This window comes from Pseudomonas sp. ADAK13, from assembly GCF_012935715.1.
Lineage (GTDB): Bacteria > Pseudomonadota > Gammaproteobacteria > Pseudomonadales > Pseudomonadaceae > Aquipseudomonas.
Window position 1 is genome coordinate 4,242,688 of the sequence record NZ_CP052860.1, and the last position, 26,523, is coordinate 4,269,210.

The window sequence follows — 26,523 nt, forward strand, 5'->3', positions numbered from 1 at the left end:
CATGCTTCCTGAATGTCAGTTGTTCGGCACCCTGGGCTGCCACCTGTGTGAGTTTGCCGAAGCCGAAATCATGCCGTTGGTCGAACACGGCCTGTTGGTGGAGTTGGTGGATATCGCCGATTCCGAAGCCTTGTTCGAGGCCTACGGCCTGCGGATTCCGGTGCTGCGCCGGGTGGACACGGGCGCCGAGCTGGAGTGGCCGTTCGACGAAGCGCAGGTGGTGAACTTTCTTGGCTAGCACTCGGCGATGGCGAGTTCCCGATTATTCGGTTACTGTATGTTTGTACAGCGATTGAATGAGAGGGAACGCCCGTGGTGAATGTTGAACAACTGAAAAGCAGCGTCAATCGCATGTCCGCCGACGTCGTGCGCGACGCGGTGAACGAGCTGCGCCTCGATGGCCTGGTCACGGAAGGCAAGACGCCGTTTAACAAAGTGCATTTCAATACCTGCTTTGCCGAGATCGAGGCGCTGTTCCAGCGTGCCGGTTATCACAAGCAGCTGGATGTGGTGGGCTATCAGGGCTTGCTGTACGCGCTTTACGATCCAGGCCGCTGGGAAGCGGTGGATGTGCTGCGCTGGCTCAAGGAATTCACCGAGGCGGCCAGTGCATCGCCGGTGTTGCGCGCGGAATTGGTCAAGGCCTGAATCTGTGCTGGGCCTGATCCAGCGGCATGCGGGATAATGCCCGCCTGTATGTCCACGTCTTGAGCCTGCCCATGTCCGTTTTTTCCGCTGCCCAGCACCAAGCCAGCACCTTGTACCTGCCGCCAGGCGCCTGGGCGACCGTGCTGGATTGCCTGTGTGAGCACTTCCCGGCCATCAGCCGTGAACAATGGCTGGACCGCGTCGCCCGGGGCCGGGTGCTGGACATCAATGGCGCCCCCATCCACCAGGACCTCGCCTACCGCGAAGGCCTGTGCATCTACTATTTCCGTGAAGTGCCGAACGAGAAAGTGATCCCGGTACAGGAGACCATCCTGTACGCCGATGAACATTTGGTGGTGGCCGACAAGCCGCATTTTCTGCCGGTAACGCCCGCCGGTGAGTACGTCGAACAAACCCTGTTGCGGCGCTTGATTCGCCGCTTGGACAACCCGGCCTTGGTGCCGCTGCATCGCATCGACCGGCATACGGCGGGGCTGGTGTTGTTTTCGGCCAATCCCCGGACGCGTTCGGCGTATCAACAGCTGTTTCCCACGCGCAAGATCGACAAGTTCTATGAAGCCATTGCCCCGGCCTTGCCCGGGCTGACGTTTCCGTTGGTGCATAAAAGCCGGCTGGTGGATGGCGAGCCGTTCTTTCGCATGCAGGAAGGCGAGGGGGCGAGCAACACCGAGACCGCAGTCGAGGTGCGGGAAAAGCAGGGTGACTTGTGGCGCTATGGCCTGTTTCCGGTGACCGGCAAGAAACACCAGTTGCGGGTGCACATGACGGCGTTGGGCGCGAGTATCTGCAATGACCCGTTCTACCCTGACGTCATCAAGGATGCCGAGGATGACTACGCCAATCCGCTCAAGCTGCTGGCCCAGGGCGTGCGTTTTATCGACCCGGTGACCGGCCAGGAGCGCAGTTTCCGCAGCGAGATCAGCCTGGACTGGTAAACCCCAGGTACGAAAAAGCCCGCATCAAGCGGGCTTTTTCGTATCCGGCGTTAAGACTTACAGGTCTTTAACGGTGCGAACCTGATCCTTGTTGATCTGGGTGCGCTTGCCATCCAGCTGTTCGAATTCGTAGAAGCCGGTGGACTTGTCGAATTTAGGAGTGTCGACGGCCTGGATTTCGCGACCGTCATTCAGGGTGATCACTGTTGGCGAGGCGCAACCGGCAAGGGTAGCGAGGCCCAGTGCAAGCATGAGAGCGGCGATGGTCCGTTGAGTCATGAGTTTGTCTCCGAGAGAATGCTTTGTTGAGTACTGACCTTGTGACGTGTGCAACGCCGGCAAAGTTCCTTGTTCGACGTTCATTCTGACACGCTGGGCGGGCGGTGCAACAACTCAGGTGTGTTGAAGTTGGCCAGACGAGGGTCATCCGCAGGGCAATCCAGGGCCTTGGCCCCCAGCGCCTGCATGATCTGGCGTGGGCTGCGCTCGCCGGCTGCCCAGGCACGCTCGAAAGTTTCATGTAGCAGAGTGGGTATCACACACAGCAACGGCTCCCAGAAGTCGCCATGGCGCACCATCACCGGCAGCAACGGGTTTTGCCGGGCCGTGCTGAGCAGGTCGGCGAGCAGTTGCTCATCGATTTGCGGCACGTCGCACGGCAACACCAGCAGATGCCCATGCCGTGCCGCCGCCAGCCCTGCGCGGATACCGGCAAGGGGGCCGGGGAAGTCCGGGCTGTCATCGCCGACCAATTGGTCGGCGTACGCCGCGTACTGCGCCTGGTTGCGATTGCAGGAGATGATCAGGTCGTCGGTCAACGGCCGCACCAGGCGCTGCAGGTGCGCAATCAGCGGCTGCCCGTGCCAGTCGAGCAAGCCCTTGTCGAGGCCGCCCATGCGCTGGCCGCGGCCGCCGGCCAGCAACAGCACGGAGCAGGGCAGTGGGAAAGAATGGCTTGGCATGACGGCTCCTGCGGGCAGTGAAATGGGGGGCTGTGATATAACATCGGGCTGTTCCTTCGACAACCGGACCGAGCCATGAAAGCCAAGGCTGATGCGCCCTTTGTACCCCTGAATATCGCTGTATTGACGGTCAGCGACACCCGCACCCTGGAAACCGACACCTCGGGCCAGGTCTTCGTCGACCGCCTGACCGCCGCCGGCCACCTGCTGGCCGAGCGGGTGCTGCTTAAAGATGATCTGTACAAAATCCGTGCGCAAGTGGCGCACTGGATTGCCGAAGATGTGGTGCAGGTGGTGTTGATCACCGGCGGCACCGGCTTCACCGGCCGCGACAGCACCCCGGAAGCGGTGAGCTGCTTGCTGGACAAGCAGGTAGATGGTTTTGGTGAGCTGTTCCGGCAAATTTCCGTGGCCGATATCGGCACCTCCACCGTGCAGTCCCGTGCCCTGGCCGGCCTGGCCAATGGCACCCTGGTGTGCTGCCTGCCGGGCTCCACCAACGCGGTGCGTACCGGCTGGGACGGGATACTCGCCGAGCAACTGGATAACCGTCACCGCCCGTGCAATTTTGTCCCGCATTTGAAACAGGCCGAGCCCTGTGAATCCCGTGGGTAAGCCGGGCAAGACCGGCACGTTGATGCCGGTGGAAGACGCCCTCGAACAACTGCTGGCGATGGCTGAGGCAGCGCCGATTCGCGAGCAGGAAACCTTGCCGCTGGCCGAATGTGACGGCCGGGTGCTGGCGCAGGCGCTGGTTTCTACCCTGGACTTGCCGCCGTGGCCCAACAGCGCCATGGACGGGTACGCCCTGCGCCTGGCGGACTGGACCGGCGAGCCACTGGCAGTCAGCCAGCGCATTTTCGCCGGCACGGCACCGCAGCCCTTGGCCGCCGGCACCTGTGCACGGATCTTCACCGGCGCCCCGGTGCCGGAAGGGGCGGACTGCGTTGAGATGCAGGAAAACGCCGTGGTCCACCCTGATCAGCGCGTGAGCTTTACCGAGTCGCTGCAGGTGGATCAAAACATCCGTCCCCAAGGCCAGGAAACCACCGTGGGCGAATTGGTGCTGCCCGCGGGTACACGCCTGGGCCCGATCGAACTGGGGCTGGCCGCATCCCTGGGCCGTGATCGCCTGGAGGTGATCCGTCGCGCCCGTGTGGCCGTGCTGTCCACCGGCGACGAGTTGATCGAGCCGGGCCTGCCGTTGGGCCCCGGGCAGATCTACAACAGCAATCGCCGGGTGTTGTGCAGCTGGCTGGAGCGCCTGGGCTGCGAAGTGGTGGACGCCGGGATCCTGCCGGATGACCTGGAACAAACCCGCGAGCGCCTGGGGGCGTTGGGCTCGGTTGACCTGATCCTGTCCACCGGCGGTGTGTCGGTGGGCGAGGCGGATTTCCTCGGGATTGCGCTGCGCGAAGAAGGTGAACTGGCGCTGTGGAAGCTGGCGATCAAGCCGGGCAAGCCGCTGACGTTCGGGCATTTTCGTGGCGTGCCGGTGATCGGTTTGCCGGGCAACCCGGCGTCGACGCTGGTGACCTTCGCCTTGCTGGCGCGGCCTTACCTGTTGCGCCGCCAGGGCGTGCAGGATGTGCAGCCGTTGCGCATTGAAGTGCCGGTGGGGTTTGTGTGGGCCAAGCCGGGGAACCGTCGCGAGTACTTGCGCGGTCGGCTGGAGCAGGGCAAGGCGATCATCTACCGCAACCAGAGCTCGGGTGTGCTGCGCAGTGCGGCCTGGGCCGAGGGGTTGGTGGAAGTGCGGGAAGGGACGACGCTGGAGATCGGTGATCGGGTCAACTTCATTCCGTTGAGTGAAGTCTTGAGTTAGGTATTGCAGTGCCCTGTGGTGAAGGGGCTTGCCCCTCACCACAGGTACAGCATTAGCCTCGGTTACGGCAAATCACGACTCGCGTAAAACGCACTCAACACCTTCACCAGGTGCGCCAGGTCATGGCTGCCGCACAGCTCGCGAATCGAGTGCATGGCAAACGTCGGCAAACCGATGTCCACGGTGCGCACGCCAAGGTGGCTTGCCGTGATCGGGCCGATGGTCGAGCCGCACCCCATGTCGCTGCGTACCACAAAGCTCTGCACCGGCACTTCTTCAGCCATGCACAGATGGCGGAAGAACCCGGCCGTTTCGCTGTTGGTGGCGTAGCGCTGGTTGCTGTTGACCTTGATCACCGGGCCGGCATTGAGTTTCGGGCCGTGGTTGGCGTCGTGCTTCTCGGCGTAGTTGGGGTGCACGCCGTGGGCGTTGTCCGCAGACACCAGCAGCGACTTCTGGATGGTGCGTACGAATTCATCACCTTCCGGCAGCAGGCGACGCAGGGTCTGCTCCAGCATCGGGCCGTCGGCACCGCAGGCGGAGCACGAGCCGACTTCTTCGTGGTCGTTGCACACCAGTACGCAGGTTTCGTCGGTTTCGGCGGTGAGCAAGGCTTGCAGGCCGGCGTAGCACGACAGCAGGTTGTCGAGGCGGGCACCGGCGATAAAGTCGCCATTGAGGCCAATCACCGCGGCGCTCTGGGTGTCGTAGAAGCTCAGTTCATAGTCGAGCACCACATCGGCGTTCAGGCCGTGTTCACGGGCCAACTGCTCGGTGAGCACTGCGCGGAAGTCCACACGCTCGTCACCGGCAAACTGCGCGAGGATCGGCGGCAGTTCGGTCTGGGCATTGATCGCCCAACCCTGGTTGGCTTCACGGTTCAGGTGAATGGCCAGGTTGGGGATGATCGCGATGGGCAGCTTGAAGTCGATCAACTGGCTTTCGACCTTGCCGTCACGGCGGAAAGTCACGCGGCCAGCCAGGGACAGGTCGCGGTCGAACCACGGTGCCAGCAGCGCGCCGCCGTACACTTCCACACCCAGTTGCCAGAAGCCCTGGCGTTGCAGTTCAGGTTGTGGCTTGACCCGCAGGCACGGGCTGTCGGTGTGGGCGCCGACCAGGCGGATGCCGCCTTGCAGGGGCGAGTGGCGGCCGAGCTTGAAGGCGATGATCGAGGAGTCGTTGCGGGTCACGTAATAGCGCCCGTTGGCCTCGGTGGTCCAGGTCTCGCGCTCGTCAAGACGCTGGAAACCGGCCGCTTCCAGGCGCTGTGCAAGGGCGGCGGTGGCATGAAACGGGGTAGGGGAGGCCTTGAGGAAGTCGATCAGGCCTTGGTTCAACTCTTCGCGCATAAGTAGCTCCAGACAGCAATGGCGCGAGTTTACCGTATTGGCTCAGAATTTGGAGGGAAGCTGCTTTCTTGATACGGGCACAAAACCCATGTGGGAGCTGGCTTGCCTGCGATAGCGGTCTGCCAGTCACCAATATGGGGCTGACACACCGTTATCGCAGGCAAGCCAGCTCCCACATTTGATCGGGGTTGCAGCTTAAAACGGCGCCGGGCACTCGAAGCGCAGACGCTCGCCGCTCTGGGGATGGGTGAAGCTCAACATGCTGGCGTGCAGGCACAGGCGTGGCCAGGCGGCCAGTGCCTGTTCATGGGCGTACAAACCGTCACCCAGCAACGGATGCCCGATGGACAGCATGTGCACCCGCAGTTGATGCGAACGGCCGGTGATCGGCGTCAGTTCAACCCGGCACCAGTCGCCACAACGTTCCAGCACTTTCCAAAACGTCAGAGCGTTCTTGCCGAACTCATAATCCACCACGTGCCGTGGCTTGGTCGGCGGGTCGTAGCGCAATGGCAGGTCGATGCTGCCGCTGTTCAGTTCCGGTTGGCCCCAGCACAGCGCGGTGTAGGCCTTTTCGGTTTCCCGGTCGTGGAACTGACGGGACAGTTCACGGTGGGTGTCTGCGTCGCGAGCCAGCAGGATGATGCCCGACGTTTCCCAGTCCAGCCGGTGGACGATGCGGGCTTCGGGGTAGCCGTTTTCCTGCAGGCGGGTGATCAGGCAGTCCTTGTTGTCGTCGGCGCGACCGGGCACCGAGAGCAGCAGGGTTGGCTTGTTCACCACCAGGACAGCAGCGTCCTGATGAAGGATATGGACATTGGACAACGGCATTAAAACAGCCTCGTAACAAACGCCAACGGCGGCTCGCTCACCCGGCCCCTTGTGGGGAGCCAGGTAACCGAGCCGCCGTGGCGACCGCCTTTTCGATCAACGATCAGGCAGGGTGATATTGAGTTCCAGAATCGAGCAGCTGCCGTCATTTTCCAGGGCGACATGCACGTCATCGTTGCCGATATTGACGTACTTGCGGATCACCTCAACCAGTTCCTTCTGCAAGGCTGGCAGGTAATCCGGGGTGCTGCGTTGGCCGCGTTCGTGCGCCACGATGATCTGTAGACGCTCTTTCGCTACCGACGCGGTACTTGGCTTTTTGTTGGCGCGAAAGAAGTCGAGAAATTTCATTGTTTAGTTGCCTCCAAAGATACGCTCGAAGAATCCCTTCTTCGCTACATCGAGGAAGCGATGTTCCACGGTTTTGCCCAGCAAGCGATCAACCGCATCGCTGTACGCCTGGCCGGCGTCGCTCTGGTCGTCGAGAATCACCGGCACGCCCTGGTTGGAAGCCTTCAGCACAGCCTGGGATTCCGGGATCACGCCCAGCAGGGTCACGGCCAGGATGTCCTTGACGTCTTCAACGCCGAGCATCTCGCCCTTGCTGACGCGCTCAGGGTTGTAACGGGTCAGCAGCAGGTGTTCCTTGATCGGCTCTTCGCCTTTCTCGGCGCGCTGGGACTTGCTGGCCAGCAGGCCGAGCATGCGGTCCGAGTCACGTACCGACGACACTTCAGGGTTGGTCACGACGATGGCTTCGTCGGCGAAGTACATCGCCAGGTGAGCACCGGTCTCGATACCCGCCGGGGAATCGCATACCACGTATTCGAAGGTTTCTTTCAGTTCGGCGAGGACCTTGCCCACGCCTTCCTTGGTCAGCGCTTCTTTGTCGCGGGTCTGGCTGGCGGCCAGTACGTACAGGTTCTCAAGGCGCTTGTCCTTGATCAGGGCCTGTTGCAGGTTGGCTTCGCCGTTCACGACGTTGACGAAGTCGTACACCACGCGGCGTTCGCAGCCCATGATCAGGTCGAGGTTACGCAAACCGACGTCGAAGTCGACGATGACTGTCTTGTGGCCGCGCAGAGCGAGGCCGGTACCGATAGCGGCGCTGGTGGTGGTCTTACCCACACCACCCTTGCCGGATGTAACCACGAGAATCTTGGCCAAGGTGTTTCACCCCTAAGGAAAAAGGACTTTTTAGCCCCTGAAAAACATCTCTTGAAACTCGCTGCAGGCGGGCAGCTCTTGTAGGAGAAAGCACGGTTTGCCTGGGCAAACCCCGCCTTAAAATTATTCCTACACAAGTTTTGCCGTTTTCGCTGTGCTATCAGAGTCTAGAGATGCTTGGAAAATGCGGCAGTATCCGTTAAAGACGAACGATGTTCAACACATCGCCCGACAGGCTGACTTGTACCCCGGCCCCCCACAGCGGATCGCGGCGCAAATCTTCCGAAACCTTGTACTGGCCTGCGATGGACACTAGCTCAGCGGTTAACTGCTGGCAAAAAATACGGGCCTTTGTGTCACCTTTTATGCCGGCCAGTGCACGACCACGCATGGGGCCGTATACATGGATGTTTCCGTCGGCGAGAAGTTCCGCCCCCGGACTGACCGGGGCGATGACGACAAGGTCGCCCCCCTGGGCGTAAATCTGCTGCCCGCCCCGTACGGGAGAGGTGATGATCTTTGTAGGCTTGATCGTCGGCTCCGGCGGTTTCTCGGGTTTTTTCTTCTCTTCGCCGACCAACGGATCGAGCGGACGCTCCCGTGCACCGGACGGCGGCAGTACTGGCAGTTCAATGGCGATTGCCGCGGCAATGTCTTCGATACGGCTGGCACGAATCGCCAGGGTGCGCAGGCCATGTTGACGGCACACACGCATCAGACCGGGCAGGTCGACAGCGCCCTGGCCGGCCGGGAGTTTGTCCAGGGCCAGCACCAGCGGCGCATTGTTGAAGAAGTTCGGCGCGAGGGCGACCTTGGCGGCGAGCTGGCGGTCCAGGGCATCAAGGTCATTGCGGGCCAGTTCCAGCACGGTAATGGCGAGCATGCTGCCTTTCAGCTGGAACACGGGATCTTGGTCTAGCGGTTCGGTTTGGCTCATGGTCGGCAAAGCGGCTTGTCACGAAAAGTGTCGAGACTTATAACGAGAACATCCGCTAGCCGCAAGCCGGGTCGAACCGTTGTAGAATGCGCGGCCGTTGTCTTTGCCGGAATCATTAATGGATCGCCCGCGTTTTCGAGCTGAATTTTTTCACCCGCGTTTTTGGCTGTTATGGCTGGGACTCGGTTTGCTGTGGCTGATTGTGCAGTTGCCATACCGGGTTTTACTGGGGATTGGCCGTGCCCTGGGTGCGGGAATGTACCGGGTAGCCGGTGAACGTCGACGCATTGCGGCGCGAAACCTGGAACTGTGCTTCCCGGAAAAATCCGCCAAAGAGCGTAAACATTTGCTCAAGGAAAACTTTGCCTCCACCGGCATCGCCTTCTTCGAGATGGCCATGAGCTGGTGGTGGTCCAAGCCGCGCCTGGCGCGCCTGGCCCATGTCGAAGGGCTGGAGCACCTCAAGCAGGCGCAACTGGAAGGCAAGGGCGTGATCCTCATGGCCCTGCATTTCACCACCCTGGAAATCGGCGCCGCGTTGCTGGGGCAGAAACACACCATCGACGGCATGTACCGCGAGCACGGCAACCCGCTGTTCGATTTCGTCCAGCGCCGTGGCCGCGAGCGGCACAACCTCGACTCCCTGGCCGTAGAGCGCGAAGACGTGCGCGGCATGCTCAAGCTGCTGCGCGCTGGCCGCGCCATCTGGTACGCACCGGACCAGGATTACGGCGCCAAGCAAAGTATCTTCGTGCCGTTGTTCGGCATTCAGGCCGCCACCGTGACCGCCACCAGCAAATTTGCACGCCTGGGCAAGGCGCTGGTGGTGCCGTTCACCCAGGAACGCCTGGCCGACGGCAGTGGTTATCGCCTGGTGATCCATCCGCCGCTCACCGACTTCCCCGGTGAAACTGACGAGATCGATTGCCTGCGCATCAACCAGTGGGTTGAGGCGTCCGTGCGCGAATGCCCCGAGCAATACCTGTGGGCCCACCGCCGCTTCAAGAGCCGGCCACCGGGTGAGCCTAAGCTGTATGAGAAACGCCGTCGTTGATCTGAAGTCCCCAAGCAACATGGAGTGATGCAATGCGCCCAGCTGAACCGGTCACAGGTTTGATTCTTTCCGGAGGCGGGGCGCGGGCCGCCTATCAGGTGGGGGTATTGGCGGCGATTGCCGAACTGTTGCCGCCGGGGGCGGCCAATCCGTTTCCGGTGATTGTCGGCACCTCGGCCGGGGCGATCAATGCGGTCAGCCTGGCCAGCGGCGCGATGGATTTTACCGCCGCCATCCAGCGCCTGACTGCCTTCTGGCAAGGCTTTCGCAGCCACCTGGTGCTGCGCAGCGACTGGCCCGGGGTGATCAGCCAGGCGAGCCGGTTTCTTATCCACAGCCTGCTGGGGCTGGGAGCGCAGGTGCCGGTAGCGCTGCTCAACAGTTCGCCGCTGCGGGACTTGTTGCGGGACAAACTGCACCTGGAAGGCATCAACGAGTCGATCCGCCAGAAGCACTTGCATGCGGTGGCCGTCACTGCGTTTGGCTATGAGTCAGGGCAAGCGGTCACCTTCTATCAGGGTGGCGGCACCATCGATGCGTGGCTGCGGCATCGGCGCATCGGCATTCCCACCCAATTGACCGTTGAACACCTGTTGGCCAGCTCGGCGATTCCGCTGCTGTTTGCGCCGGTGAAACTCGATCAGGAATATTTTGGCGACGGTGCCGTGCGGCAATCGGCGCCGATCAGCCCTGCGCTGCACCTGGGGGCGAGCCGTGTGCTGGTGGTGGGCGTCAGTGGCAACCCGCGCGGCAACGACCCGTCGAACCCGGCACGCACGTTCACGGGCCAGGAGCCGACCCTGGCGCAGATCGGCGGGCACATGCTCAACAGCACGTTCATCGACAGCCTGGAAAGCGACATCGAATTGCTGGAGCGCCTGAACCAGTTCAGTCATGTGTTGCCTGCCAATGCGGCGATACAAGGGTTGGCGCCGGTGGAAGTGTTGGTGATCGCGCCAAGCCAGCCGATCGATGAAATTGCGGCACGTCATCGCCAGGAATTGCCGGCGGCATTGCGCCTGTTTCTGCGCGGGCCGGGAGCGACCAAAACCAGTGGCGCGGGCGTGCTCAGCTACTTGCTGTTCGAGGCGGGGTATTGCAGCGAGTTGATCGAATTGGGACGGCGGGATGCGCTGGCCAAGCGCGAAGAGCTGAAGCGGTTTCTGGGCCTTGGCTGATTACCTGTAGGAGTCCGGCTTGCCGGCGATAGCGCCCCTGAGAACGCCATCGCCAGCAAGCCGGGCTCCTACAGGGGAACATCAGAAGTGGTACTTCACCAACAGGCTCGCCGTGTCCTGATTGGTCTCGAACGCGCCGCTGTCCTGGATCCCGTATTTGTTCTTCCAGTAGTCGTACTCGATACCGACATACAACTGCTTCTCGCCCCAATGCAGCGCCTTGCCCAGGTCATATTTGATCTGCGGGTTGAAGTGCAGGTTGGCGTGGTAAGTCCCACGGGCGTTCTTGTCGTTGTCCACTACCCAGTCCATAAAGCCGTCGATCAGCACATTGGAGTTGCCCACCGGGATTGTGTACGACCACACCGGTGTGATCTGCCACACGCCATCACCCGGGCGATTGCCTTCGGTCTGGCGTTGATAGAAGTTCAACTGGAAGTAATCGAAACCAGGGATTGCCAAGTCGAAGCCCGGGCCCAGCAAGTACGATTCGTTATCGCCTTCACCGAACTCGTAAGTGAACGCCAGCAACACGTCCTTGATCGGACCGAACGACAAGTCCTTGTCGAAAATCTTGCCGAACGACAAGCGCGGGCTGAACTCACCGTAGTAAGTACTTGGGCCTACGTTGCCGTCTTCCTTGCCGTTGTAAAAGATGCGGTCGAGAAAGAAGAAGTTGTCACCGTACTTCCACGCGTCGGCGTGTTCGAAGGTCACGGTTTGCTGGATCTGCGGGTTAACAGTGAAGTTCTTGCCCCACAGATAAGTCAGGCTGTTGTTCTGCCACTGCAGCAGATCACCGGCCATGGCCTGGCCCCCGGCCAGCAGGGATCCTGCCAGCATCAGGCTGTTCACAGTACGTTTCATTCGGTTGCTCCCGAGGTAAAGGTTTCTGGTTTTTTTTCTAAGCGGACGCTCTGGTGTGGCGTCTTTTGGCTTACCGCAAAAATCGTCTGTTCGGTCAGCTTTAATGCTTTTAGCAAGAGCTGCGCCAAGGTGTTTAAAAAGCCAAAAAATCCCCGTCGGCTGCGATTGACGCAGTCGAATTCGGAGAGTTTTTGCACACATTGGCTGCGGACCTGGGGCCGGGATAAGTTGGCCTTGCAGTCAGCTTTTACATTCGCTGTTTTTTTTTGAGTCGATTTGAGCGGGCGCCGAGAATACTGACTCCCAGGCCTGTGCTCAAGTGCGCTGTTACAGAGCGCGCGGGGCGAGAATGGGGCACGGCGTCTGGCCGGCCCCGGGTGAATGGCGTGCATGGTGTATTCCCTGATCGTTATTGTTTTTGTTGGGACGCAGGAATCAATGTTGGTGTGCGTGTTCGCTGGTAACAGCGCGCTCGGCGCCACCCAGAATGTTGAATAACAGGTTCAGCGACAGCGCACTGATCGTGGCCATGGCGATACCGCTGTGAGTGATCGGGCTCATCCACAGCGGCAGTTGCGCGAAGAATTCGGGACGCACCACCGGGATCAAACCCATGCCAATACTCACCGCCACCAACAACTGGTTACGGCGGTCGGCGATGTCGGCTTCCTGGAGGATCTTGATCCCGGTGGCCGCCACCATGCCGAACATGGCAATCGCCGCGCCGCCCAGTACAGCGGGAGGAATCGAGGCCACGAGGAACGCGGCCTTGGGCAGCAGGCTCAGCACAATCAGAAACGCCCCGGCCATGATCGTCACCGACCGGCAGCGCACGCCGGTCATCTGCACCAGGCCGATGTTCTGCGCGAACGAGGAGTGGGTAAAGGTGTTGAAGAACCCGGCAAAAAACGACGCGCCGGCGTCACACAACAAACCGCGACGCAGCATCTTTGGCGTGACGTCCTGGCCGGTGATCTTGCCCAGGGCAAGGAACATCCCGGTGGACTCGACGAAGATAATCACCACCACCAGGCACATCGACAGAATCGGCGCCAACTCGAACTTGGGCATGCCGAAATGCAGCGGCGTCACCACTTGCACCCACGGCGCCTGCGCGAGGCCGCTGAGGTCGACCATGCCGATCATCCCGCACAACCCGTAGCCGAGGGCCATGCCGATCAGCACCGAGATGTTCACCCAGAAACCGCGCATGAAACGGTTGATCAGCAGAATGGTGGCCAGCACCAGTGCGGCGATCGCCAGGTAAATCGGTGAGCCAAACGTGGAGGCCGCAGCACCGCCGCCGGCCCAATTGACCGCGACGGGAAACAGCGAAAGACCGATGGCGGTGATCACGGTGCCGGTCACCAGCGGCGGAAAGAAGCGCACGACCTTGGACATGAACGGCGCGATCAGCATGCCGAAAAAACCGGCGGCGATGGTCGCGCCGAAGATCCCTTGCAGGCCGATGCCGGGCATGCCCGCCATGGCGACCATACTGCCGACTGCGGCGAAACTGGCGCCCATCATCACCGGCATGCGGATGCCGACGGGGCCGATGCCGAACGACTGGACCATGGTTGCGATGCCGGCCACCAGCAGGTCGGCGTTGATCAGGAAGGCGATTTCTTCACGGCTGAGGCCCGCGGCCTGGCCGATGATCAAAGGCACGGCGACGGCACCACCGTACATCAGCAAGACGTGTTGCAGGCCTACCAGAATCAGTTGCAAGAGGGGAAGCCGCACCATGGGGGGCGCGGCAGGAATCTGCGTTTCCAACTGGGACATGCAACACCTCGAATCTTTTTATTGTTGTGTTGTTCGGCATTCAATTGCCGGGTGGAACTCATTCTTCAAAACACGTCGCAGCTCTAGTGTGGGAGCGAGCAAGCCCGCTCCCACATTTGGATCTGCATCAGGCTGTTAGTTGGTACGCGCCCCCTGAGTGATCCATGTGCCAATCAAGTCCCGTTCCTGCTGGGTCATCTGGGTGATATTGCCCAGCGGCATGATCTGGCTGGCCACGGCCTGCGCCTGGATGCGCGGGGCCATTTGCTGGATCTGTTGGGGTGTATCAAACATCACCCCGGCGGGCGCGGTGCTGAACAGCGGGCTGGTGGGCTTGGCCGAATGGCACACCGCACAGCGCTCCTGAATCACCCCGTGGACCTTGTCAAAATCAATCGACGCCTGGGCCGGTGCCGCTTCGGCGGGAGCCGGTGCAGGTGCTGCTGGCGCAGCCGGTTTAAGCCCGCCACCCAACGCCGTTTCCGGCAGTGGCTGGTACTCGATCGCCGCGGGAGCCTTGGCCACTTCCGGTGCAGTCGCCACCGGTTTTGGGCCGGTCACGTAGGCCAGGCAAATCATTGCCAGCGCGCCCACCGGCAGGGTCCAGGCATATTTCTGGCTGTTATGACGGGTGTTGAAGTAGTGCCGTACCAACACGGCCGCCACTGCGATACCCGCCAGGATCAGCCAGTTGTATTGGCTGCCGTAGGTGCTCGGGAAGTGGTTGCTGATCATGATGAACAGCACCGGCAAGGTGAAGTAGTTGTTGTGGCGCGAGCGCAGCAGGCCCTTGGCCGGCAGTGCCGGGTCGGGCGTGCGGTTTTCCGCGATGGCCGCCACCAGTGCACGCTGGGCGGGCATGATGATGCGGAACACGTTACCCACCATGATGGTGCCGATCACGGCGCCCACATGCAGGTACGCACCACGGCCACTGAACACTTTGCTGAAGCCGTAAGCGGCGGCAATCAACAGCACGAACAGGATCAGGCCGAGCAGGGCAGGGCGCTTGCCCAGTGCCGAGTCGCAGAGAAAGGAGTAGATGAACCAGCCGGCCAGCAGCGAGCCGAGGCCCAGCAACACACCTTCCGGACCGCTGAGGCTGCTGCCCGGGGCCAGCAGGTACAAGGTCGGGTTGGCGTAGAACACCACGCACAGGAGCGCGATGCCGGACATCCAGGTGAAGTAGGCTTCCCATTTGAACCAGTGCAGGTTGTCCGGCATGGTCGGCGGGGCCAGTTTGTATTTTTCCAGGTGGTAGATACCGCCACCGTGGATCGCCCACAAGTCACCGGCGAGGCCGTCCTTGGGGTTGACGCGATTGAGGTTGTTTTCCAGCCAGACGAAGTAGAACGAAGCGCCGATCCAGGCGACGCCAGTGATCATGTGAACCCAGCGCACGCTCAGGTTCAGCCATTCCATCAAATGTGCTTCCACAGTCTTTACCTCTCGCCTGTCACTCTGTCGTCGAGTGATCAGACCTTCTCTTATTGGTGGGGGGCGAGGATCAACCGCTCATCCTCTTTGAAAAAATGCTCATCGCAGTTATTGCCTGTGCCACTGCGATCAACCACCAGGAAGTCATCCCGCTTTTCGATCGTCAGCACCGGGTGGTGCCAGACGCCGCGATGGTAATTAATGCCCTGCCTGCCGTTGGTAACGAAGGCGCGGACCAAGCCCGATACAGGTTCATCGCCAACGGGCGCGACCACGATCAGAAAGGGGTTGCCGAGCAGCGGAATGAAAGCCTGGCTGCCCAGCGGGTGTCGTTCCAGCATGCACACGGTCAGCGGCATGTCCTGCGCGTCGGCGCGGAAGATGCTGATGATCGCGTTGTCTTCTGGCGTGGCGGTTTGCACCGTCGCCAGTTTATGAAAGCGCATGGTCGACCCGTTGTTGATCATGAAGTGATCGCTGCCATCGGTTTCGATAACATCTCCGAAAGGGGCGAAGGCTTCTTTGGTCAGGGGTTCGATCATCAGTGTGCGCATGGCTGTCTTCTTAATCTTTTGAATGATGTGATTTCTGTGTAGGAGTCCGGCTTGCCGGCGATGGTGTCCGTGAGACCGCCATCGCCGGCAAGCCGGGCTCCTACAGATGTCGGTTCACCGCTTATTTGGCGACCTTACCGAGAACCCGCAGGCGGCTCACACCACCATCCGGGAACACGTTCAGACGAATGTGGGTGATCGGCCCCAGCGCCTTGATCTGCTCGGCAAACGTGTGTTCAGCGTGCATTTCCAGTTTCTGCGCCGGCAGCAGTTCGCGCCAGAACAGCGATTGGGTTTCGATCTGGCTGTCGGTGCCGCCCTTCACGAAGGCGCCCTGGATCGAGCAGGTGTCCGGGTAGTTGCCCTTGAAGTGCAGGGTGTCGACCACGATCTTCTCAATCTCGCCCGGGTGGCCCAGTGCGACGATCACCCAGTCATTGCCCGGCGTACGACGACGTGCAGTTTCCCAGCCATCGCCCATGTTGATGCCACGGCCCGGGTTGAGGATGTTGCTCATGCGACCGAAGTGTTCATCGGAGCAGGCCAGTGCACGGCCACCGTTCAGGGCCGCAGCCAGGTCAACCTGTTCGTTGTCGCCCACGGCCGACCAGTCGCGGAACGGAATGCCGTACACGCGCAGGCGGGCCACGCCACCGTCCGGGTAGATGTTGAAACGCAGGTGGCTGAAGGCCTGGTCGTTGTTGATCTCGTGGAAGTGATGGCTGTTGCCTTGCAGCTCCACGGCCGACAGCACTTCAACCCACTGGGTGTTGTCATCCGGCTCGCCGGACGCCAGGAAGCAGGCTTCCAGCGACGCCGATGGCGGGAAGTTGCCGGTGAAGAATGAAGTGTCGATGTCCACGCCTTTGATCGAGCCCGGTACGCCCAGGCGGATTACCGCGCTGTCGTAGCCTTCGAAGCGCTTGCGGCGCGACTCCCAGCCGTCCATCCACTTGCCGTTGTCATCGAAAACGCCCTCCTTCCACACGGCCGGGGTCGGCTGGAACAGGCGGTTGGCGTCGGCGAACCAGTCATCGGTCACAGAGATGATCTTGGTGCCCAGGCGGGCGTCGGCCAGGTTGACGAACTTCTCGAAAGGTACGGCGTAAGCTTTCATTCTTCTTGTCTGCCTTAAAGTAAGTGGCTTGGGATGCTCGCCAGGCCCTGGGCGTTCATGAAATCGCTCGGGCCAGGTCTGCTTAAAGAGTCAGTAATCGGAACAACGCGATCTTGTTGATCTCGGCCAGTGCGCATTTGAACTCGGCTTCCACCGAGTTGTGAATGCGCGTTTCAAACGCGGCCAGGATCTGATGCCGGTTGCTGCCTTTTACCGCCATGATGAAGGGAAACTTGAACTTCGCCTTGTAGGCATCGTTCAGCTCGGTGAAGCGCGAAAACTCGTCGCTCGAGCATTGGTGAATACCCGCGCCAGACTGTTCTTCAGTGCTGGCCGCGGTAAGCTGGCCCTGGACGGCAGCTTTGCCCGCCAGGTCCGGGTGAGCGTTGATCAGGGCCAGTTGACTGGTGTGATCGGCGCTCAACAGGATGTCGCTCATGCGCTGGTGCAGGGTTTCGATCTCGTCGATTGAAGAATCCTGGCCCAGGTCGAAGGCCTTTTCGGCCACCCATGGCGAATGTTCGTAGATGTCGGCGAAAGCTGTGACGAATGCGTCGCGGCTCAGGGTCGACGGTTTCAAGGTCTGGAACGCAGTCATTTGGCGGCTCCCTGGAAAGGGTGTACGTCATGCCAGTGACGGGCGATGTCGACGCGGCGGGTGAACCACACCTGGTCATGCCCCTTGGCGTATTCGATAAAGCGCTTGAGGGCGGCCAGGCGCGCCGGGCGGCCGATCAGGCGGCAGTGCAAGCCGATAGAGAGCATTTTCGGTGCGTCCGCGCCTTCGGCGTACAGTACGTCGAACGCGTCCTTCAGGTATTCGAAAAAGTCGTCGCCCTTGTTGAAACCCTGGACCTGGGTGAAGCGCATGTCGTTGGTGTCCAGGGTATAGGGGATCACCAGGTGCGGCATGCCGGTCGGGTTGTTGGGTTCCCAGTAGGGCAGGTCGTCGTCGTAGGTGTCGCAGTCGTAGAGGAAGCCACCTTCCTCCATCACCAGCCGCCGGGTGTTGGGGCCGGTGCGCCCGGTGTACCAGCCCAGCGGGCGTTCGCCGGTGAGTTCGGTGAGGATACGGATCGCTTCGAGCATGTGCTCGCGTTCCTGGGCCTCGTCCATGTATTGGTAGTCGATCCAGCGGTAGCCGTGGCTGCAGATCTCGTGGCCGGCGGCGACCATCGCGCGGATCACGTCCGGATGGCGCTGGGCGGCCATGGCTACGGCGAAGATGGTCAGCGGGATGTCGAATTCCTTGAACAGCTTGAGGATGCGCCACACGCCGGCACGGCTGCCGTATTCGTACAGCGACTCCATGCTCATGTTGCGCTCGCCTTGCAGCGGCTGCGCCGACACCATTTCCGAGAGGAAGGCTTCGGACTCTTTGTCGCCATGCAGGATGTTGCGCTCGCCGCCTTCTTCGTAGTTGAGTACGAACGACAGGGCGATACGGGCCTTGCCGGGCCAGTGTGGGTGAGGAGGGTTACTGCCGTAACCGATCAGGTCGCGTGGGTAGTCAGCGCTCACTGCAGTCTTCCTTCTTGTTCGTGGTAGCGGTGTGTGTGGCGGCCGGGCAGCGGAAAGACTGGGTGGCGTCACGACGATGACTGATTGTATACAACTTGGTGCGCACTTTGTAAGCCTGTATTTCTGCATTTTTTCCGCAGGGTCTTCGCAGAGTAGCATTGCAAGAAACCTGCCTGACTGGTCAGCTAATGGATAAAAGGTCGTTTAAAAGCAAGGACTGCTCATCAATCGGCTCATGCACCCACGATGACGGGGTGGTGCATAAGTTTGTGATTTTTATTGTGTACAATTTTTTTGAAAAGTGTCTTAATCAGTCATCGCCGGCTTTTTCAGTGCCCTGAAAAGGTGCGGTCTTTCACTTTACTGACTTCGGGAGGCGCGCAGACGCTATGGGACGTTTGACCACACACGTATTGGACGCCGCGCATGGCTGCCCCGGCAGCGCGATCAAGGTTGAGTTGTACCGTGTCGAGGGCACACAGCTTGAACTGGTGGCCAGCACCTTGACCAACAACGACGGCCGTTGCGATGCACCTCTGCTGCAAGGCGATAACTACCGCAGCGGTGTCTATCAGTTGCAATTCAGCGCCGGTGATTACTACCGCGCTCGCGGTGTGCAACTGCCCGAGCCTGCGTTTCTCGACGTGGTGGTGCTGCGCTTCGGTATCAGTGCCGAGCAGGATCATTACCACGTGCCGTTGCTGATTTCGCCTTACAGCTACTCCACCTATCGCGGTAGCTGAGTCGTCACCGCGCTTCACACCCCCAAAGCTCTTCGTTGGTTTTTCGCCCGCTCACACTGCGGGCTTTTTTTTGCCCGGCGTTCGGCCTAACTATGTAAGGCCCCTTGGAGCAACGCGCTGCTTACCCTCGGTTTTTCATCTGGAACCGATGGCGACATGACTACCGACCCCGATTCTCCCCAACCTGACCCCGATGACTCCCTGGACGAGCTGGCGCGCCTTCGTCTCCATCTAACCCGGCGCGTTGAATCAAGCCCCAGGCCCAGCCGGTTCATCAACCAACTGCAGGGTGCCCAGGCGCGCTGCCGCGAGGCCGAGAGACGGTTGCGCCGGTTGCTGGAGCAGGCGCCGAGTCTCCATCGCCTGGTGCGCAAGGCGCTGCGTGAAGCGTTCGACCTCGACCCCGACCGCCTGTTGTTCAGCGAGCCGGTGACGCCGGGCGGGCCGCTGGCAGTGGATAGCCTCACCGACCGGGCTCTGGGTCTGCTGGATAACCCGCAGTTCCCGATCAACATCAATCGTTACACCACACTGAGTATGCAAGGTGACGCCGTGGCTACATTGCCGTTCAGCGCCAGTGAAGCGTTGCACAAGGTCAATGCCCTGGATTTGCCCGGGCAAGTTCAGGCGGCGGTGTCCGGTTATTGGCAAGGGTTGGCATTTGGCAGCGCGCTATCCCGGGAAGAGCGCTGGGTGCAAGTGCACCTCGAGGCCTTCGCTGAAAGCGCGTATCTCGCCCACACGCTGTACGACTTGTCGGATCATGGGTTTGCCATGGCGCTGGGCATTCTCGATGCGCCCACCCCACAGGTCCGTACCCGGGCTGGCGGTGCGTGGGAGCGCTTGCAGGTCAGCCCGGTGCTGTGGCCGTCGGATGCAGGAAGCGGGGTGCCCTTGGCCGGCGCGCTGCATATCTACCGCTCGGGAGACGCCCTGGACAAACGCCAGGTGGTTTACCTGCCAGGGCTTGGCCAAGGGTTTCATGAGTTCGCCAGCCTGGCACAGATGCAGGTCAAGTTGCCCGCCCTGATCAACGGCGTACACCGGGACGTGTTCTGGCAACAGTTGCCCCTGCGGCGCCGGCACGGGTTGGCGAAGGATTTCGGCGTATACCGTGGGCCGACGCTGGCGGGGGATGCACTCAGGCATAGCGCGTTGGCGCAGGTGTACCTCCAGCGGGACAACGAACGGGACTGCCTGCTGGCGCGGCATGCGTCCCGGGTGAGTGCGGACAGGGCAAGCGTCGCGTGGAGCGCCTCCCAGCGATTGCGCCGGGTGGAACAGGCCCGGCGCCGGTCGCCTGCCGACGAAGGGTTGCGTGAGGCCGTTGAGCAACTGCTGGAGTGGGACCGCCAGCGCCGGGCGCCGGAAGTCAGCTGTGCAGCACTGGCGCCGGGCCTGGCCAGGGGAACCGCCGAGGCGTTGGTGCGGCGTCACGAGCAAGGGCTGTTGGCGCTGCTGAACCCGGCGGACCTGAGCCAGGACTACCGGCCTTACAGCGACGTTGAGACCTTGCACACGCAATGGCTTGAACGCGTAGAGAAGCTGCACGGGATGCTGGACGGCCACGAACATCGCCTGGGCGACAGGGCGTTCTGGCTGGAAAAAGTGCCCGGTTCGACCGCCAGTCGCGGCGTACAACGGCTGAATGTTCAGCGTTCAGCGTTGATTAAAGACGCGCACCTTTATTATCGCCTGGGGTTGCTGGATGAGGTCGAGCGTACGTTGCTGACCGAGGTGTACACCGTGCCAAGGGCCAGCGACCGGGCGGCCAGCACCACCCGCGTTCTGCAACTGTCCGTCGGGCGCGGGCGGCAGACGCTCTTCCGATTGGTCGGGGTGCTGGTGGTCACCACGCGGGAAGCCGTCAGCCACGCTGATCGCTTGCAGCCTGTGGTGCTCCAGGTGCCGGGAAAGTACGGCGGCTTTCAGGTGTTCGGCTCGCTGGATGAGTTATCCGCCAGCCTCGATGCCAGCCTCAAGAGCCCGGACGGTTCGGTGCTCTGGCACTGCATCCCGCAGGATCAACGCCAGGAAGCCCGCGAGGTGATCCACGCGATGGCTGCTGGCGAGCCGACACTCGTCTACTACGAGGTGATGGAAGGCAACGTGCTCTCCGATCCGTTCAAGGAGCAGATCGAGCACTCCGCGCGGACCGACCGTTGGGTGGGCCAGGGCGGGCGGCCGTTCAGCGAGGTGACTGACGTGGCGCTGACACGCACGTTGCTCGCCCGCGAGCTGGCTGACAGCCTGCATCTGCCCCTCGGCACCGCGCGTACCCGGGCGCTGGCCACTATCAGCGTGTTGCGCATGGCGGTGGCCCAGGCCAAAACGTTGCCGGCCTGGCTGACAAGTGCTTCGCGCCCGTTGCGCAAGCGCTATCAGCGGTTGCACACGCATTACCTGGCCAGCGCCGGTGCTCTTGAGCAGGAACTGGGGCAAGTGCTGCCGAGCCTTGAGGCATTCGCCCGCAAGACCTTGGTCGAGGCATTAAAGCGCGAGGGGATAACTGCACCGCTGGATATCGACACGCCGTTCCTGGACATGCCCGACGATGTCAGCACTCATTGGGAATCTCATCCCCAGCGTCCGGCCGGGGATTCCGGGGTCCGGACGGTGGTCAGCCAGGAGCGGCATACCTACAGCCTGTTGCAATTGGCCTTGCACAACCTGGACGCCGACGCGCCCTGGACGCGCGAGCGACTGCGCCACAGCCGCTACCTCGAACCTCTGTGGGCGCAGCATCTGCCAGCCGAGGGCCTGACCCGTCTGATCGCCGGCCTGGACCTGGCGGGCCAGTATGAGCGATTGATTGCCCATGCGTTCTATCCGGATGCCAGCGGGGCGCCCGCCAGGTTGTCCACCGCGCTGCTGGAGCGGCCGTGGTTGCAGCGTGCGCGGCGGGATCATTTCAGCGCCCGGCAGCAAGGGCTGAGCGAGGGGGCGTTGAGTGGGTTCGCCACAGCCCTGGCCGCCAGGACGCCCGGGGATTTGAAGAAAAATGGTCATCACCTGCAAGTGTGTTGCGTGCATCTGGCGGCACTCACCCTTGAACAGCCACGGCATATCGCCGGGGTGTTGGTGATCGATGACCGGGCGCTGGGCAAGACGCTGCTCTACTGGCCGGCGGTGAAGGGCTATCCGCCGTTGACCGAGCACGACAGTGTGGCGGCGGCCCGGCAAGCATTAATCACCGCGGCGCTGAGCCCTGGAAACCTTGAAGTGCTGGCTCAATCCATTGCTCCCGGCTGGGAGGCGCAAGCCCTGGAAAGCTACCCGGTGGCGGTTCGGCCAACCCGTGGCACGCCTGATCGCACCTATCATGCCCTGTCGAGGTGGGGCGCCATCTGGCCTTTTTCCTTTGCCTCCCTGTGGGGTGTGGTGCAAGCCGTCCGGGGTTGGTTTGGGGTGCGGCGTGCCCAGCCGGCGGCGGCAGTGGCGGAGATTGAAAAAGAGATCCACGAACAGATCGAACAGGCCCCGCAGCAGTGGCTGGGCATTACCCCGACCACCGGCTGCGACCTGCTGCGCATGCTCACGCACGCCCAGGTATTGGCGATGCAGCGCGACGTACAGGCGGTCGCCAACTCCGCCAGGGACCTTGTCAGTTATCGGCAACTGCGCCTGGGCGAGCAATCGGCGGCGCGGGTGCGCGGGCTGTTGTCGTTCATCCCCGGGGTGAGTGTCGGGGTGAATCTCTACGAGGTGCTGCTGGCCGCCCGGCGTTTTCACCACAGCGGAGACGCCCGGGACGGGGTTGCTACCGGCTTTGCCACGTTGATCCTGATCGCTGACGTCGCGCTGACGGCATTCCCGCTGGCCAAGGGAACTCCCAAATCCGGTTTGCCGGTCAGGCGAGTGTCGATGTTATCGGCCCTGAACGTGATCCGCCGCCCGCGACGGCCCCATGGCGTCAACTCCGGATTACCGCCGGTAGCCCGAGCCTTCAAGGGGCTTGAGGGCTACCGCAAGGACCTGACGCTGGAGGGCTCGGTGGCTTTGCACGGGCCGATCAACCAAGGCAGCCATGTGAAGGGCGGCCAACAGTTTGTCGTCGAGGACAGCCATGCCTATCCGGTTTATCGGCGGCGGAACGAGCCGGCGTTGCGCTTGAAAAGCGCCAGTGACAGCGGCCAGAACGAACTGTTGCTGTCCATTGAAGAGCCTGGCGAGTGGTTGCTGGGCGCCGATGCGCCACCCACGCCTCGGGCAGGTCCAAGCTCCGGCATACGGCGTCCATGGGAAGCACCAAGGGGCGGCACAGAGTGGGTGGCACCCTCGGCTTCGCATTTCGAACGGATGGAGCGGCAACCCTTGTTGGCCTCCACCCACTGGCATCCCTGGGGCCGCCTGCTCAACGAGCAGGCGGTGGTGGAGATTTCGGCGTCACGCCGCTTGTATCGGGTTCAGGGTGTGCCAGGTGTTGACGCGGTAAAACTGGGTAACCATTACTACGAACTGTTGCCCAATGGTTCGACCGTACCGGACGGCGTCATTTTTTTAAGAGCCCCCGAGTTGCCCTACGCACCTGCCCGGGATGAGCTGGCCCGCTGGTTGATACCCGGCGTGGTAAGCGAGCAACCCATACCGGCCACCTGGGGCGCGGGTCCGGCGTGGGTCCCTCGTGAACCGTTGTTCAACCATCCCTTGTCAATGTCGGTGGGCATGGCATTCCCCGGTCTGACCCCGGCCAGTCAGCGCTTTGTGGCGGAACGCCTGATGGAGCTGGCGGATTCCGGTCGTTCGATGACCGCAACCCGAATCCTCAATATCCGCGCGACGCTGGACGACTGGCTGCCACCAGCGCCCGCATTAACCGGGCAAACGGACGATTTGTTACGCATGCTCAGGCCTGTTTCAAGAAGGCGCCAGGTCAGTATCAATATTGGGCAAGCAGGGCAAGCGCCGGGCCTGGAGCGCGTGGATTTCCAGTTGCCGACCGCCCTTGATCCGAGGTTGCTGGCCCACACGGCGAGGGCACTGGACCGCGCCCGGCCCCTGGCGGCGCAAGCCGCTGTGCGGTCAGTGCTGGAGCGGCAGGGGTTTGTGCTGCAGACGCTGCGCAAGGGCAGCCCGGCCAGCCTGGTCAACTTTGTCTGCACCCATCCGAAGTCGACCAACCTGTATTACGTGCTGACGCGCTGGACCGAAACTCCGAGCGTTGCCCTGGGGTCGGGAGGCCTGGTGCAACTGTCTGACGCCTGGTTGCGCAGCAACGCCCGGTCGACGGTCCTGGGGCGGGCGCAAGCGCACCAGTCGGTTCTCCAGGCGCTGAAAGAGGGGCGTCTGGTCAGAGTCGTCGCGGGCATACATCACAACGCCCGCTCCAACAGCGTCACGGTGTACTTCGTCAGAGTGACGGACCTTTAGCGGCTCAACAATGACGCCGCTCCGGCCCCGGAAAACAGCCCGGCGCTGATCCGGTTGAACCAGCTCTGGCCCTTGCCGCTGCGCAGGTAGCGCGCGGCACCATGGGCGCCGAGGCCGTAGGCCAGCTTGCACAGCAGGTCGAGCACGGTCCAAGTGGCGATCATGATCAGCAGCTGTGGGAGAAAGGCCTGCTGGGCGCTGAGAAATTGCGGCAGGAAGGCGGCGAAAAACAGAATGTCCTTCGGGTTGCTCGCGCCCAGCACAAAGGCCCGGCCAAACAGCGCGCGAAAACGCGGGGTGGCGGCCACTGGCGGCACGTCGGCGCCGTGGGACGGTTGCCGGGATTGCTGCCAGCTCTGCCAGGCGAGGTAAAACAGGTACACCGCACCGACGATCTTCAGGGCGCTGAACAGCTGTTCCGAGGCCAGCAACAACGCACCCAGGCCCAGCGCCGAGGCGCTCAACAGGCAGATCGAGGCAATCACCCCGCCGAGAAACGCCGGGTACGAACGGCGCAGGCCGTAGTTCAGGCTGTTGCTGATCATCAGCAAGGACAGGGGGCCGGGGATCAGGATCACCACCAGCGCAGCGCCGCTGAACAGCAGCCAGGTTTCCAGACTCATTGCATTCCTCCATTCGTACAAAAGCCCCACCCGACGGGGTGAGGCGGGGTGAAGCGGGTTGGCCTACAGGAACGCGAACTTGGCGATGAAGATCGCGCAAAGCACCCACAGGCTGATGGAAATTTCCTTGTGTTTACCGGTGCCTGCCTTCAGCGCCACGTAGGTGATAAAACCCAGGGCGATGCCGTCGGCGACCGAGAAGGTCAGGGGCATCATGATCGCGGTGACGATCGCCGGAATGCTGTCGGTGGCGTCATCCCAGTTGATATGGGCCATGCCACTCATCATCAGCATCGCTACATAGATCAACGCACCGGCGGTGGCATAAGCGGGAATCATGCCAGCCAGCGGTGCGAAAAACATCGCGGCGATAAACAGCACGCCCACGGTGACGGCGGTCAACCCGGTACGGCCACCGGCGGCCACCCCGGCGGCGCTTTCCACGTAGCTGGTGACCGGCGGCACACCAACCATGGCGCCGAACACGCTGGAAGCACTGTCGGCTTTCAGGGCGCGGGAGAGGTTTTCGATCTTGCCGTCGGCATTCACCAGGCCTGCACGCTGGGCCACGCCCATCAAGGTGCCGGCGGTGTCGAACATGTGCACAAACAGGAAGGCGAACACCACGCTGATCATGCTGACATTAAACACGCCCATCACGTCCATCGCCATCCAGGTCGGCGCCAGGCTTGGCGGGGTGGCCAGGATGCCGTGGTATTCCACCAGGCCCAGGCCCCAACCGGCGAGGGTCACGGCGATGATGCTGATCAGGATCGCGCCGAATACCCGGTGGTAGCTGAGGATCGCGATCAACAGAAAGCAGACGGCCGCCAGCAGCGGGGCAGGCTCATGCAGGGAACCGAGCTTGATCAGTGTGGCCGGGCTTTGCACGATGATGCCGGCGGTTTTCAGGCCGATCACCCCGAGAAACAGCCCCACACCCGCGCCCATGGCGTGGCGCAGGCTCACCGGAATGCTGTTGAGCAGCCACTCGCGGATGCGTGAGAGCGTCAGGATCATGAACAACACACCGGAGATAAACACCGCACCCAGTGCGGTCTCCCAGTTGTAGCCCATGGTGCCGACCACGGTGTAGGTGAAAAACGCGTTCAGGCCCATGCCTGGCGCCAGTCCTACGGGCCAGTTGGCGTACAGGCCCATCAGCAGGCAGCCCAGCGCCGCAGCGATGCAGGTGGCGACAAATGCCGCGCCATGATCGATGCCGGCGTCGGCCATGATGTTGGGGTTGACGAAGATGATGTAGGCCATGGTGATAAAGGTCGTTAGGCCGGCGATCAGCTCGGTCTTCACTGTGGTGCCATGCAAGCGGAGTTTGAACAGGCGTTCCAGCCAACCGTTGTGGGGTGGCGAAAGGTCGAGCGTAGGGGCTTCGGATTTGCGGCTTTCCACAGCAAGTACTCCTCAAGAGTTTTATTGTTATTTCCAGCGCCGGACACATGAGTGGGCAGCAGCGCTTTGAGGTACCAGCGGGTTTTGTTGACCAATAGGTCAGGAACTCGCACGAAGCGAATTATGCTTTTGTATACAAATAAAGCAAATAATGTTTTCTATTTTGTGTGCGAAAAGGATGAA

Annotated in this window: 26 protein-coding genes; 9 read left to right on the forward strand and 17 right to left on the reverse strand. The window is 61.8% G+C overall.

The window, feature by feature from the left end:
• The first annotated feature begins 1 nt into the window (after window position 1).
• From HKK54_RS19590 to HKK54_RS19600, 3 genes are all read left to right on the forward strand, one after another.
• A complete protein-coding gene (locus HKK54_RS19590; RefSeq protein WP_010176117.1) occupies window positions 2–238 on the forward strand; it encodes a glutaredoxin family protein in 237 nt (78 codons plus the stop codon).
• A gap of 74 nt (window positions 239–312) precedes the next feature.
• Window positions 313–648 (forward strand): hypothetical protein, encoded by a 336-nt coding sequence (locus HKK54_RS19595; RefSeq protein WP_029616120.1) that lies wholly within the window; start codon window positions 313–315, stop codon window positions 646–648.
• A gap of 65 nt (window positions 649–713) precedes the next feature.
• On the forward strand, window positions 714–1,604 hold the full coding sequence (locus HKK54_RS19600) for a pseudouridine synthase (protein ID WP_085989930.1): 891 nt from the start codon (window positions 714–716) through the stop codon (window positions 1,602–1,604).
• A gap of 57 nt (window positions 1,605–1,661) precedes the next feature.
• Here the strand turns inward: HKK54_RS19600 and HKK54_RS19605 are convergent, their stop codons facing one another.
• Both HKK54_RS19605 and mobA read right to left on the reverse strand, forming a co-directional pair.
• On the reverse strand, window positions 1,662–1,883 hold the full coding sequence (locus HKK54_RS19605) for a YgdI/YgdR family lipoprotein (protein ID WP_003209090.1): 222 nt from the start codon (window positions 1,881–1,883) through the stop codon (window positions 1,662–1,664).
• A gap of 80 nt (window positions 1,884–1,963) precedes the next feature.
• Window positions 1,964–2,566 carry a molybdenum cofactor guanylyltransferase MobA gene (mobA, locus tag HKK54_RS19610; protein WP_169387522.1) on the reverse strand — a complete coding sequence of 201 codons (603 nt, stop codon included), beginning with the start codon at window positions 2,564–2,566 and terminating at the stop codon, window positions 1,964–1,966.
• 75 nt (window positions 2,567–2,641) lie between these two features.
• Between mobA and moaB the strand changes: the two genes are divergently transcribed.
• Window positions 2,642–3,181 (forward strand): molybdenum cofactor biosynthesis protein B, encoded by a 540-nt coding sequence (gene moaB, locus HKK54_RS19615; RefSeq protein ID WP_003209092.1) that lies wholly within the window; start codon window positions 2,642–2,644, stop codon window positions 3,179–3,181.
• A complete protein-coding gene (locus tag HKK54_RS19620; RefSeq protein ID WP_178120987.1) occupies window positions 3,165–4,391 on the forward strand; it encodes a molybdopterin molybdotransferase MoeA in 1,227 nt (408 codons plus the stop codon). The genes moaB and HKK54_RS19620 overlap by 17 nt, the downstream gene beginning before the upstream one ends.
• A gap of 62 nt (window positions 4,392–4,453) precedes the next feature.
• Here HKK54_RS19620 and HKK54_RS19625 read toward each other — a convergent pair whose 3' ends face one another.
• The 5 genes from HKK54_RS19625 to minC all read right to left on the reverse strand — a co-directional run bounded on the left by HKK54_RS19625 (window position 4,454) and on the right by minC (window position 8,678).
• Complete coding sequence (locus tag HKK54_RS19625) at window positions 4,454–5,743, reverse strand: M18 family aminopeptidase (protein WP_003209095.1); 1,290 nt, start codon at window positions 5,741–5,743, stop codon at window positions 4,454–4,456.
• Between the two features lie 195 nt (window positions 5,744–5,938).
• The gene (locus tag HKK54_RS19630; protein WP_169387523.1) at window positions 5,939–6,574 is read right to left on the reverse strand and encodes a pseudouridine synthase; all 636 of its coding nucleotides are present in this window, start codon (window positions 6,572–6,574) and stop codon (window positions 5,939–5,941) included.
• Between the two features lie 96 nt (window positions 6,575–6,670).
• Window positions 6,671–6,925, reverse strand: coding sequence for a cell division topological specificity factor MinE (gene minE / locus HKK54_RS19635; RefSeq protein WP_003175252.1), 255 nt, complete (start codon window positions 6,923–6,925; stop codon window positions 6,671–6,673).
• A gap of 3 nt (window positions 6,926–6,928) precedes the next feature.
• Window positions 6,929–7,741, reverse strand: coding sequence for a septum site-determining protein MinD (gene minD / locus HKK54_RS19640; RefSeq protein WP_010176105.1), 813 nt, complete (start codon window positions 7,739–7,741; stop codon window positions 6,929–6,931).
• Between the two features lie 199 nt (window positions 7,742–7,940).
• Window positions 7,941–8,678 carry a septum site-determining protein MinC gene (gene minC / locus HKK54_RS19645; protein ID WP_003209099.1) on the reverse strand — a complete coding sequence of 246 codons (738 nt, stop codon included), beginning with the start codon at window positions 8,676–8,678 and terminating at the stop codon, window positions 7,941–7,943.
• A 118-nt stretch (window positions 8,679–8,796) separates the two neighbouring features.
• Between minC and HKK54_RS19650 the strand changes: the two genes are divergently transcribed.
• Window positions 8,797–9,732 carry a lipid A biosynthesis lauroyl acyltransferase gene (locus HKK54_RS19650; protein WP_169387524.1) on the forward strand — a complete coding sequence of 312 codons (936 nt, stop codon included), beginning with the start codon at window positions 8,797–8,799 and terminating at the stop codon, window positions 9,730–9,732.
• 32 nt (window positions 9,733–9,764) lie between these two features.
• A complete protein-coding gene (locus tag HKK54_RS19655) occupies window positions 9,765–10,910 on the forward strand; it encodes a patatin-like phospholipase family protein (protein ID WP_010176102.1) in 1,146 nt (381 codons plus the stop codon).
• An 81-nt stretch (window positions 10,911–10,991) separates the two neighbouring features.
• Here the strand turns inward: HKK54_RS19655 and HKK54_RS19660 are convergent, their stop codons facing one another.
• The 8 genes from HKK54_RS19660 to puuE form a co-directional block, all read right to left on the reverse strand.
• Entirely contained in the window at window positions 10,992–11,777 is a 786-nt protein-coding gene (locus tag HKK54_RS19660; RefSeq protein ID WP_003209104.1) for an outer membrane protein OmpK, read from the reverse strand.
• Entirely contained in the window at window positions 11,774–12,169 is a 396-nt protein-coding gene (locus tag HKK54_RS19665) for a hypothetical protein (RefSeq protein ID WP_169387525.1), read from the reverse strand. The genes HKK54_RS19660 and HKK54_RS19665 overlap by 4 nt, the downstream gene beginning before the upstream one ends.
• 43 nt (window positions 12,170–12,212) lie before the next feature.
• Window positions 12,213–13,565 carry a nucleobase:cation symporter-2 family protein gene (locus HKK54_RS19670; protein WP_010176099.1) on the reverse strand — a complete coding sequence of 451 codons (1,353 nt, stop codon included), beginning with the start codon at window positions 13,563–13,565 and terminating at the stop codon, window positions 12,213–12,215.
• 135 nt (window positions 13,566–13,700) lie between these two features.
• Window positions 13,701–15,002: a urate hydroxylase PuuD gene (locus tag HKK54_RS19675; protein WP_008432185.1), complete on the reverse strand. Its 1,302-nt coding sequence runs from the start codon at window positions 15,000–15,002 to the stop codon at window positions 13,701–13,703.
• Between the two features lie 50 nt (window positions 15,003–15,052).
• Complete coding sequence (locus HKK54_RS19680; protein ID WP_010176097.1) at window positions 15,053–15,556, reverse strand: ureidoglycolate lyase; 504 nt, start codon at window positions 15,554–15,556, stop codon at window positions 15,053–15,055.
• 121 nt (window positions 15,557–15,677) lie between these two features.
• A complete protein-coding gene (gene alc, locus HKK54_RS19685) occupies window positions 15,678–16,673 on the reverse strand; it encodes an allantoicase (protein ID WP_010176096.1) in 996 nt (331 codons plus the stop codon).
• Between the two features lie 82 nt (window positions 16,674–16,755).
• Complete coding sequence (gene uraD, locus HKK54_RS19690) at window positions 16,756–17,271, reverse strand: 2-oxo-4-hydroxy-4-carboxy-5-ureidoimidazoline decarboxylase (protein ID WP_169387526.1); 516 nt, start codon at window positions 17,269–17,271, stop codon at window positions 16,756–16,758.
• Complete coding sequence (puuE, locus tag HKK54_RS19695) at window positions 17,268–18,194, reverse strand: allantoinase PuuE (protein WP_169387527.1); 927 nt, start codon at window positions 18,192–18,194, stop codon at window positions 17,268–17,270. Before puuE ends, uraD begins: the two co-directional genes overlap by 4 nt.
• 389 nt (window positions 18,195–18,583) lie before the next feature.
• Between puuE and uraH the strand changes: the two genes are divergently transcribed.
• Together uraH and HKK54_RS19705 are read left to right on the forward strand one after the other, a co-directional pair.
• Complete coding sequence (gene uraH / locus HKK54_RS19700) at window positions 18,584–18,937, forward strand: hydroxyisourate hydrolase (RefSeq protein WP_169387528.1); 354 nt, start codon at window positions 18,584–18,586, stop codon at window positions 18,935–18,937.
• A 156-nt stretch (window positions 18,938–19,093) separates the two neighbouring features.
• Window positions 19,094–24,307 carry a dermonecrotic toxin domain-containing protein gene (locus HKK54_RS19705; protein WP_169387529.1) on the forward strand — a complete coding sequence of 1,738 codons (5,214 nt, stop codon included), beginning with the start codon at window positions 19,094–19,096 and terminating at the stop codon, window positions 24,305–24,307.
• Here HKK54_RS19705 and HKK54_RS19710 read toward each other — a convergent pair.
• The gene (locus HKK54_RS19710; RefSeq protein WP_010176088.1) at window positions 24,304–24,930 is read right to left on the reverse strand and encodes a LysE family translocator; all 627 of its coding nucleotides are present in this window, start codon (window positions 24,928–24,930) and stop codon (window positions 24,304–24,306) included. The two genes, HKK54_RS19705 and HKK54_RS19710, sit on opposite strands and share 4 nt — an antisense overlap.
• A 63-nt stretch (window positions 24,931–24,993) precedes the next feature.
• Window positions 24,994–26,340: an NCS2 family permease gene (locus HKK54_RS19715; RefSeq protein ID WP_010176087.1), complete on the reverse strand. Its 1,347-nt coding sequence runs from the start codon at window positions 26,338–26,340 to the stop codon at window positions 24,994–24,996.
• Window positions 26,341–26,523: the final 183 nt, after the last annotated feature.

Bases quoted from the DNA above. Each gene is read 5' to 3' on its own strand.
- HKK54_RS19660 (WP_003209104.1), bottom strand. From the start codon at position 11,777: ATGAAACGTACTGTGAACAGCCTGATGCTGGCAGGATCCCTGCTGGCC.
- HKK54_RS19670 (WP_010176099.1), bottom strand. From the start codon at position 13,565: ATGTCCCAGTTGGAAACGCAGATTCCTGCCGCGCCCCCCATGGTGCGG.
- mobA (WP_169387522.1), bottom strand. From the start codon at position 2,566: ATGCCAAGCCATTCTTTCCCACTGCCCTGCTCCGTGCTGTTGCTGGCC.
- HKK54_RS19710 (WP_010176088.1), bottom strand. From the start codon at position 24,930: ATGAGTCTGGAAACCTGGCTGCTGTTCAGCGGCGCTGCGCTGGTGGTG.
- HKK54_RS19625 (WP_003209095.1), bottom strand. From the start codon at position 5,743: ATGCGCGAAGAGTTGAACCAAGGCCTGATCGACTTCCTCAAGGCCTCC.
- HKK54_RS19705 (WP_169387529.1), top strand. From the start codon at position 19,094: ATGACTACCGACCCCGATTCTCCCCAACCTGACCCCGATGACTCCCTG.
- HKK54_RS19655 (WP_010176102.1), top strand. From the start codon at position 9,765: ATGCGCCCAGCTGAACCGGTCACAGGTTTGATTCTTTCCGGAGGCGGG.
- HKK54_RS19680 (WP_010176097.1), bottom strand. From the start codon at position 15,556: ATGCGCACACTGATGATCGAACCCCTGACCAAAGAAGCCTTCGCCCCT.
- minC (WP_003209099.1), bottom strand. From the start codon at position 8,678: ATGAGCCAAACCGAACCGCTAGACCAAGATCCCGTGTTCCAGCTGAAA.
- alc (WP_010176096.1), bottom strand. From the start codon at position 16,673: ATGAAAGCTTACGCCGTACCTTTCGAGAAGTTCGTCAACCTGGCCGAC.
- HKK54_RS19630 (WP_169387523.1), bottom strand. From the start codon at position 6,574: ATGCCGTTGTCCAATGTCCATATCCTTCATCAGGACGCTGCTGTCCTG.
- HKK54_RS19665 (WP_169387525.1), bottom strand. From the start codon at position 12,169: ATGCACGCCATTCACCCGGGGCCGGCCAGACGCCGTGCCCCATTCTCG.
- uraD (WP_169387526.1), bottom strand. From the start codon at position 17,271: ATGACTGCGTTCCAGACCTTGAAACCGTCGACCCTGAGCCGCGACGCA.
- HKK54_RS19590 (WP_010176117.1), top strand. From the start codon at position 2: ATGCTTCCTGAATGTCAGTTGTTCGGCACCCTGGGCTGCCACCTGTGT.
- minE (WP_003175252.1), bottom strand. From the start codon at position 6,925: ATGAAATTTCTCGACTTCTTTCGCGCCAACAAAAAGCCAAGTACCGCG.
- uraH (WP_169387528.1), top strand. From the start codon at position 18,584: ATGGGACGTTTGACCACACACGTATTGGACGCCGCGCATGGCTGCCCC.
- HKK54_RS19650 (WP_169387524.1), top strand. From the start codon at position 8,797: ATGGATCGCCCGCGTTTTCGAGCTGAATTTTTTCACCCGCGTTTTTGG.
- moaB (WP_003209092.1), top strand. From the start codon at position 2,642: ATGAAAGCCAAGGCTGATGCGCCCTTTGTACCCCTGAATATCGCTGTA.
- HKK54_RS19605 (WP_003209090.1), bottom strand. From the start codon at position 1,883: ATGACTCAACGGACCATCGCCGCTCTCATGCTTGCACTGGGCCTCGCT.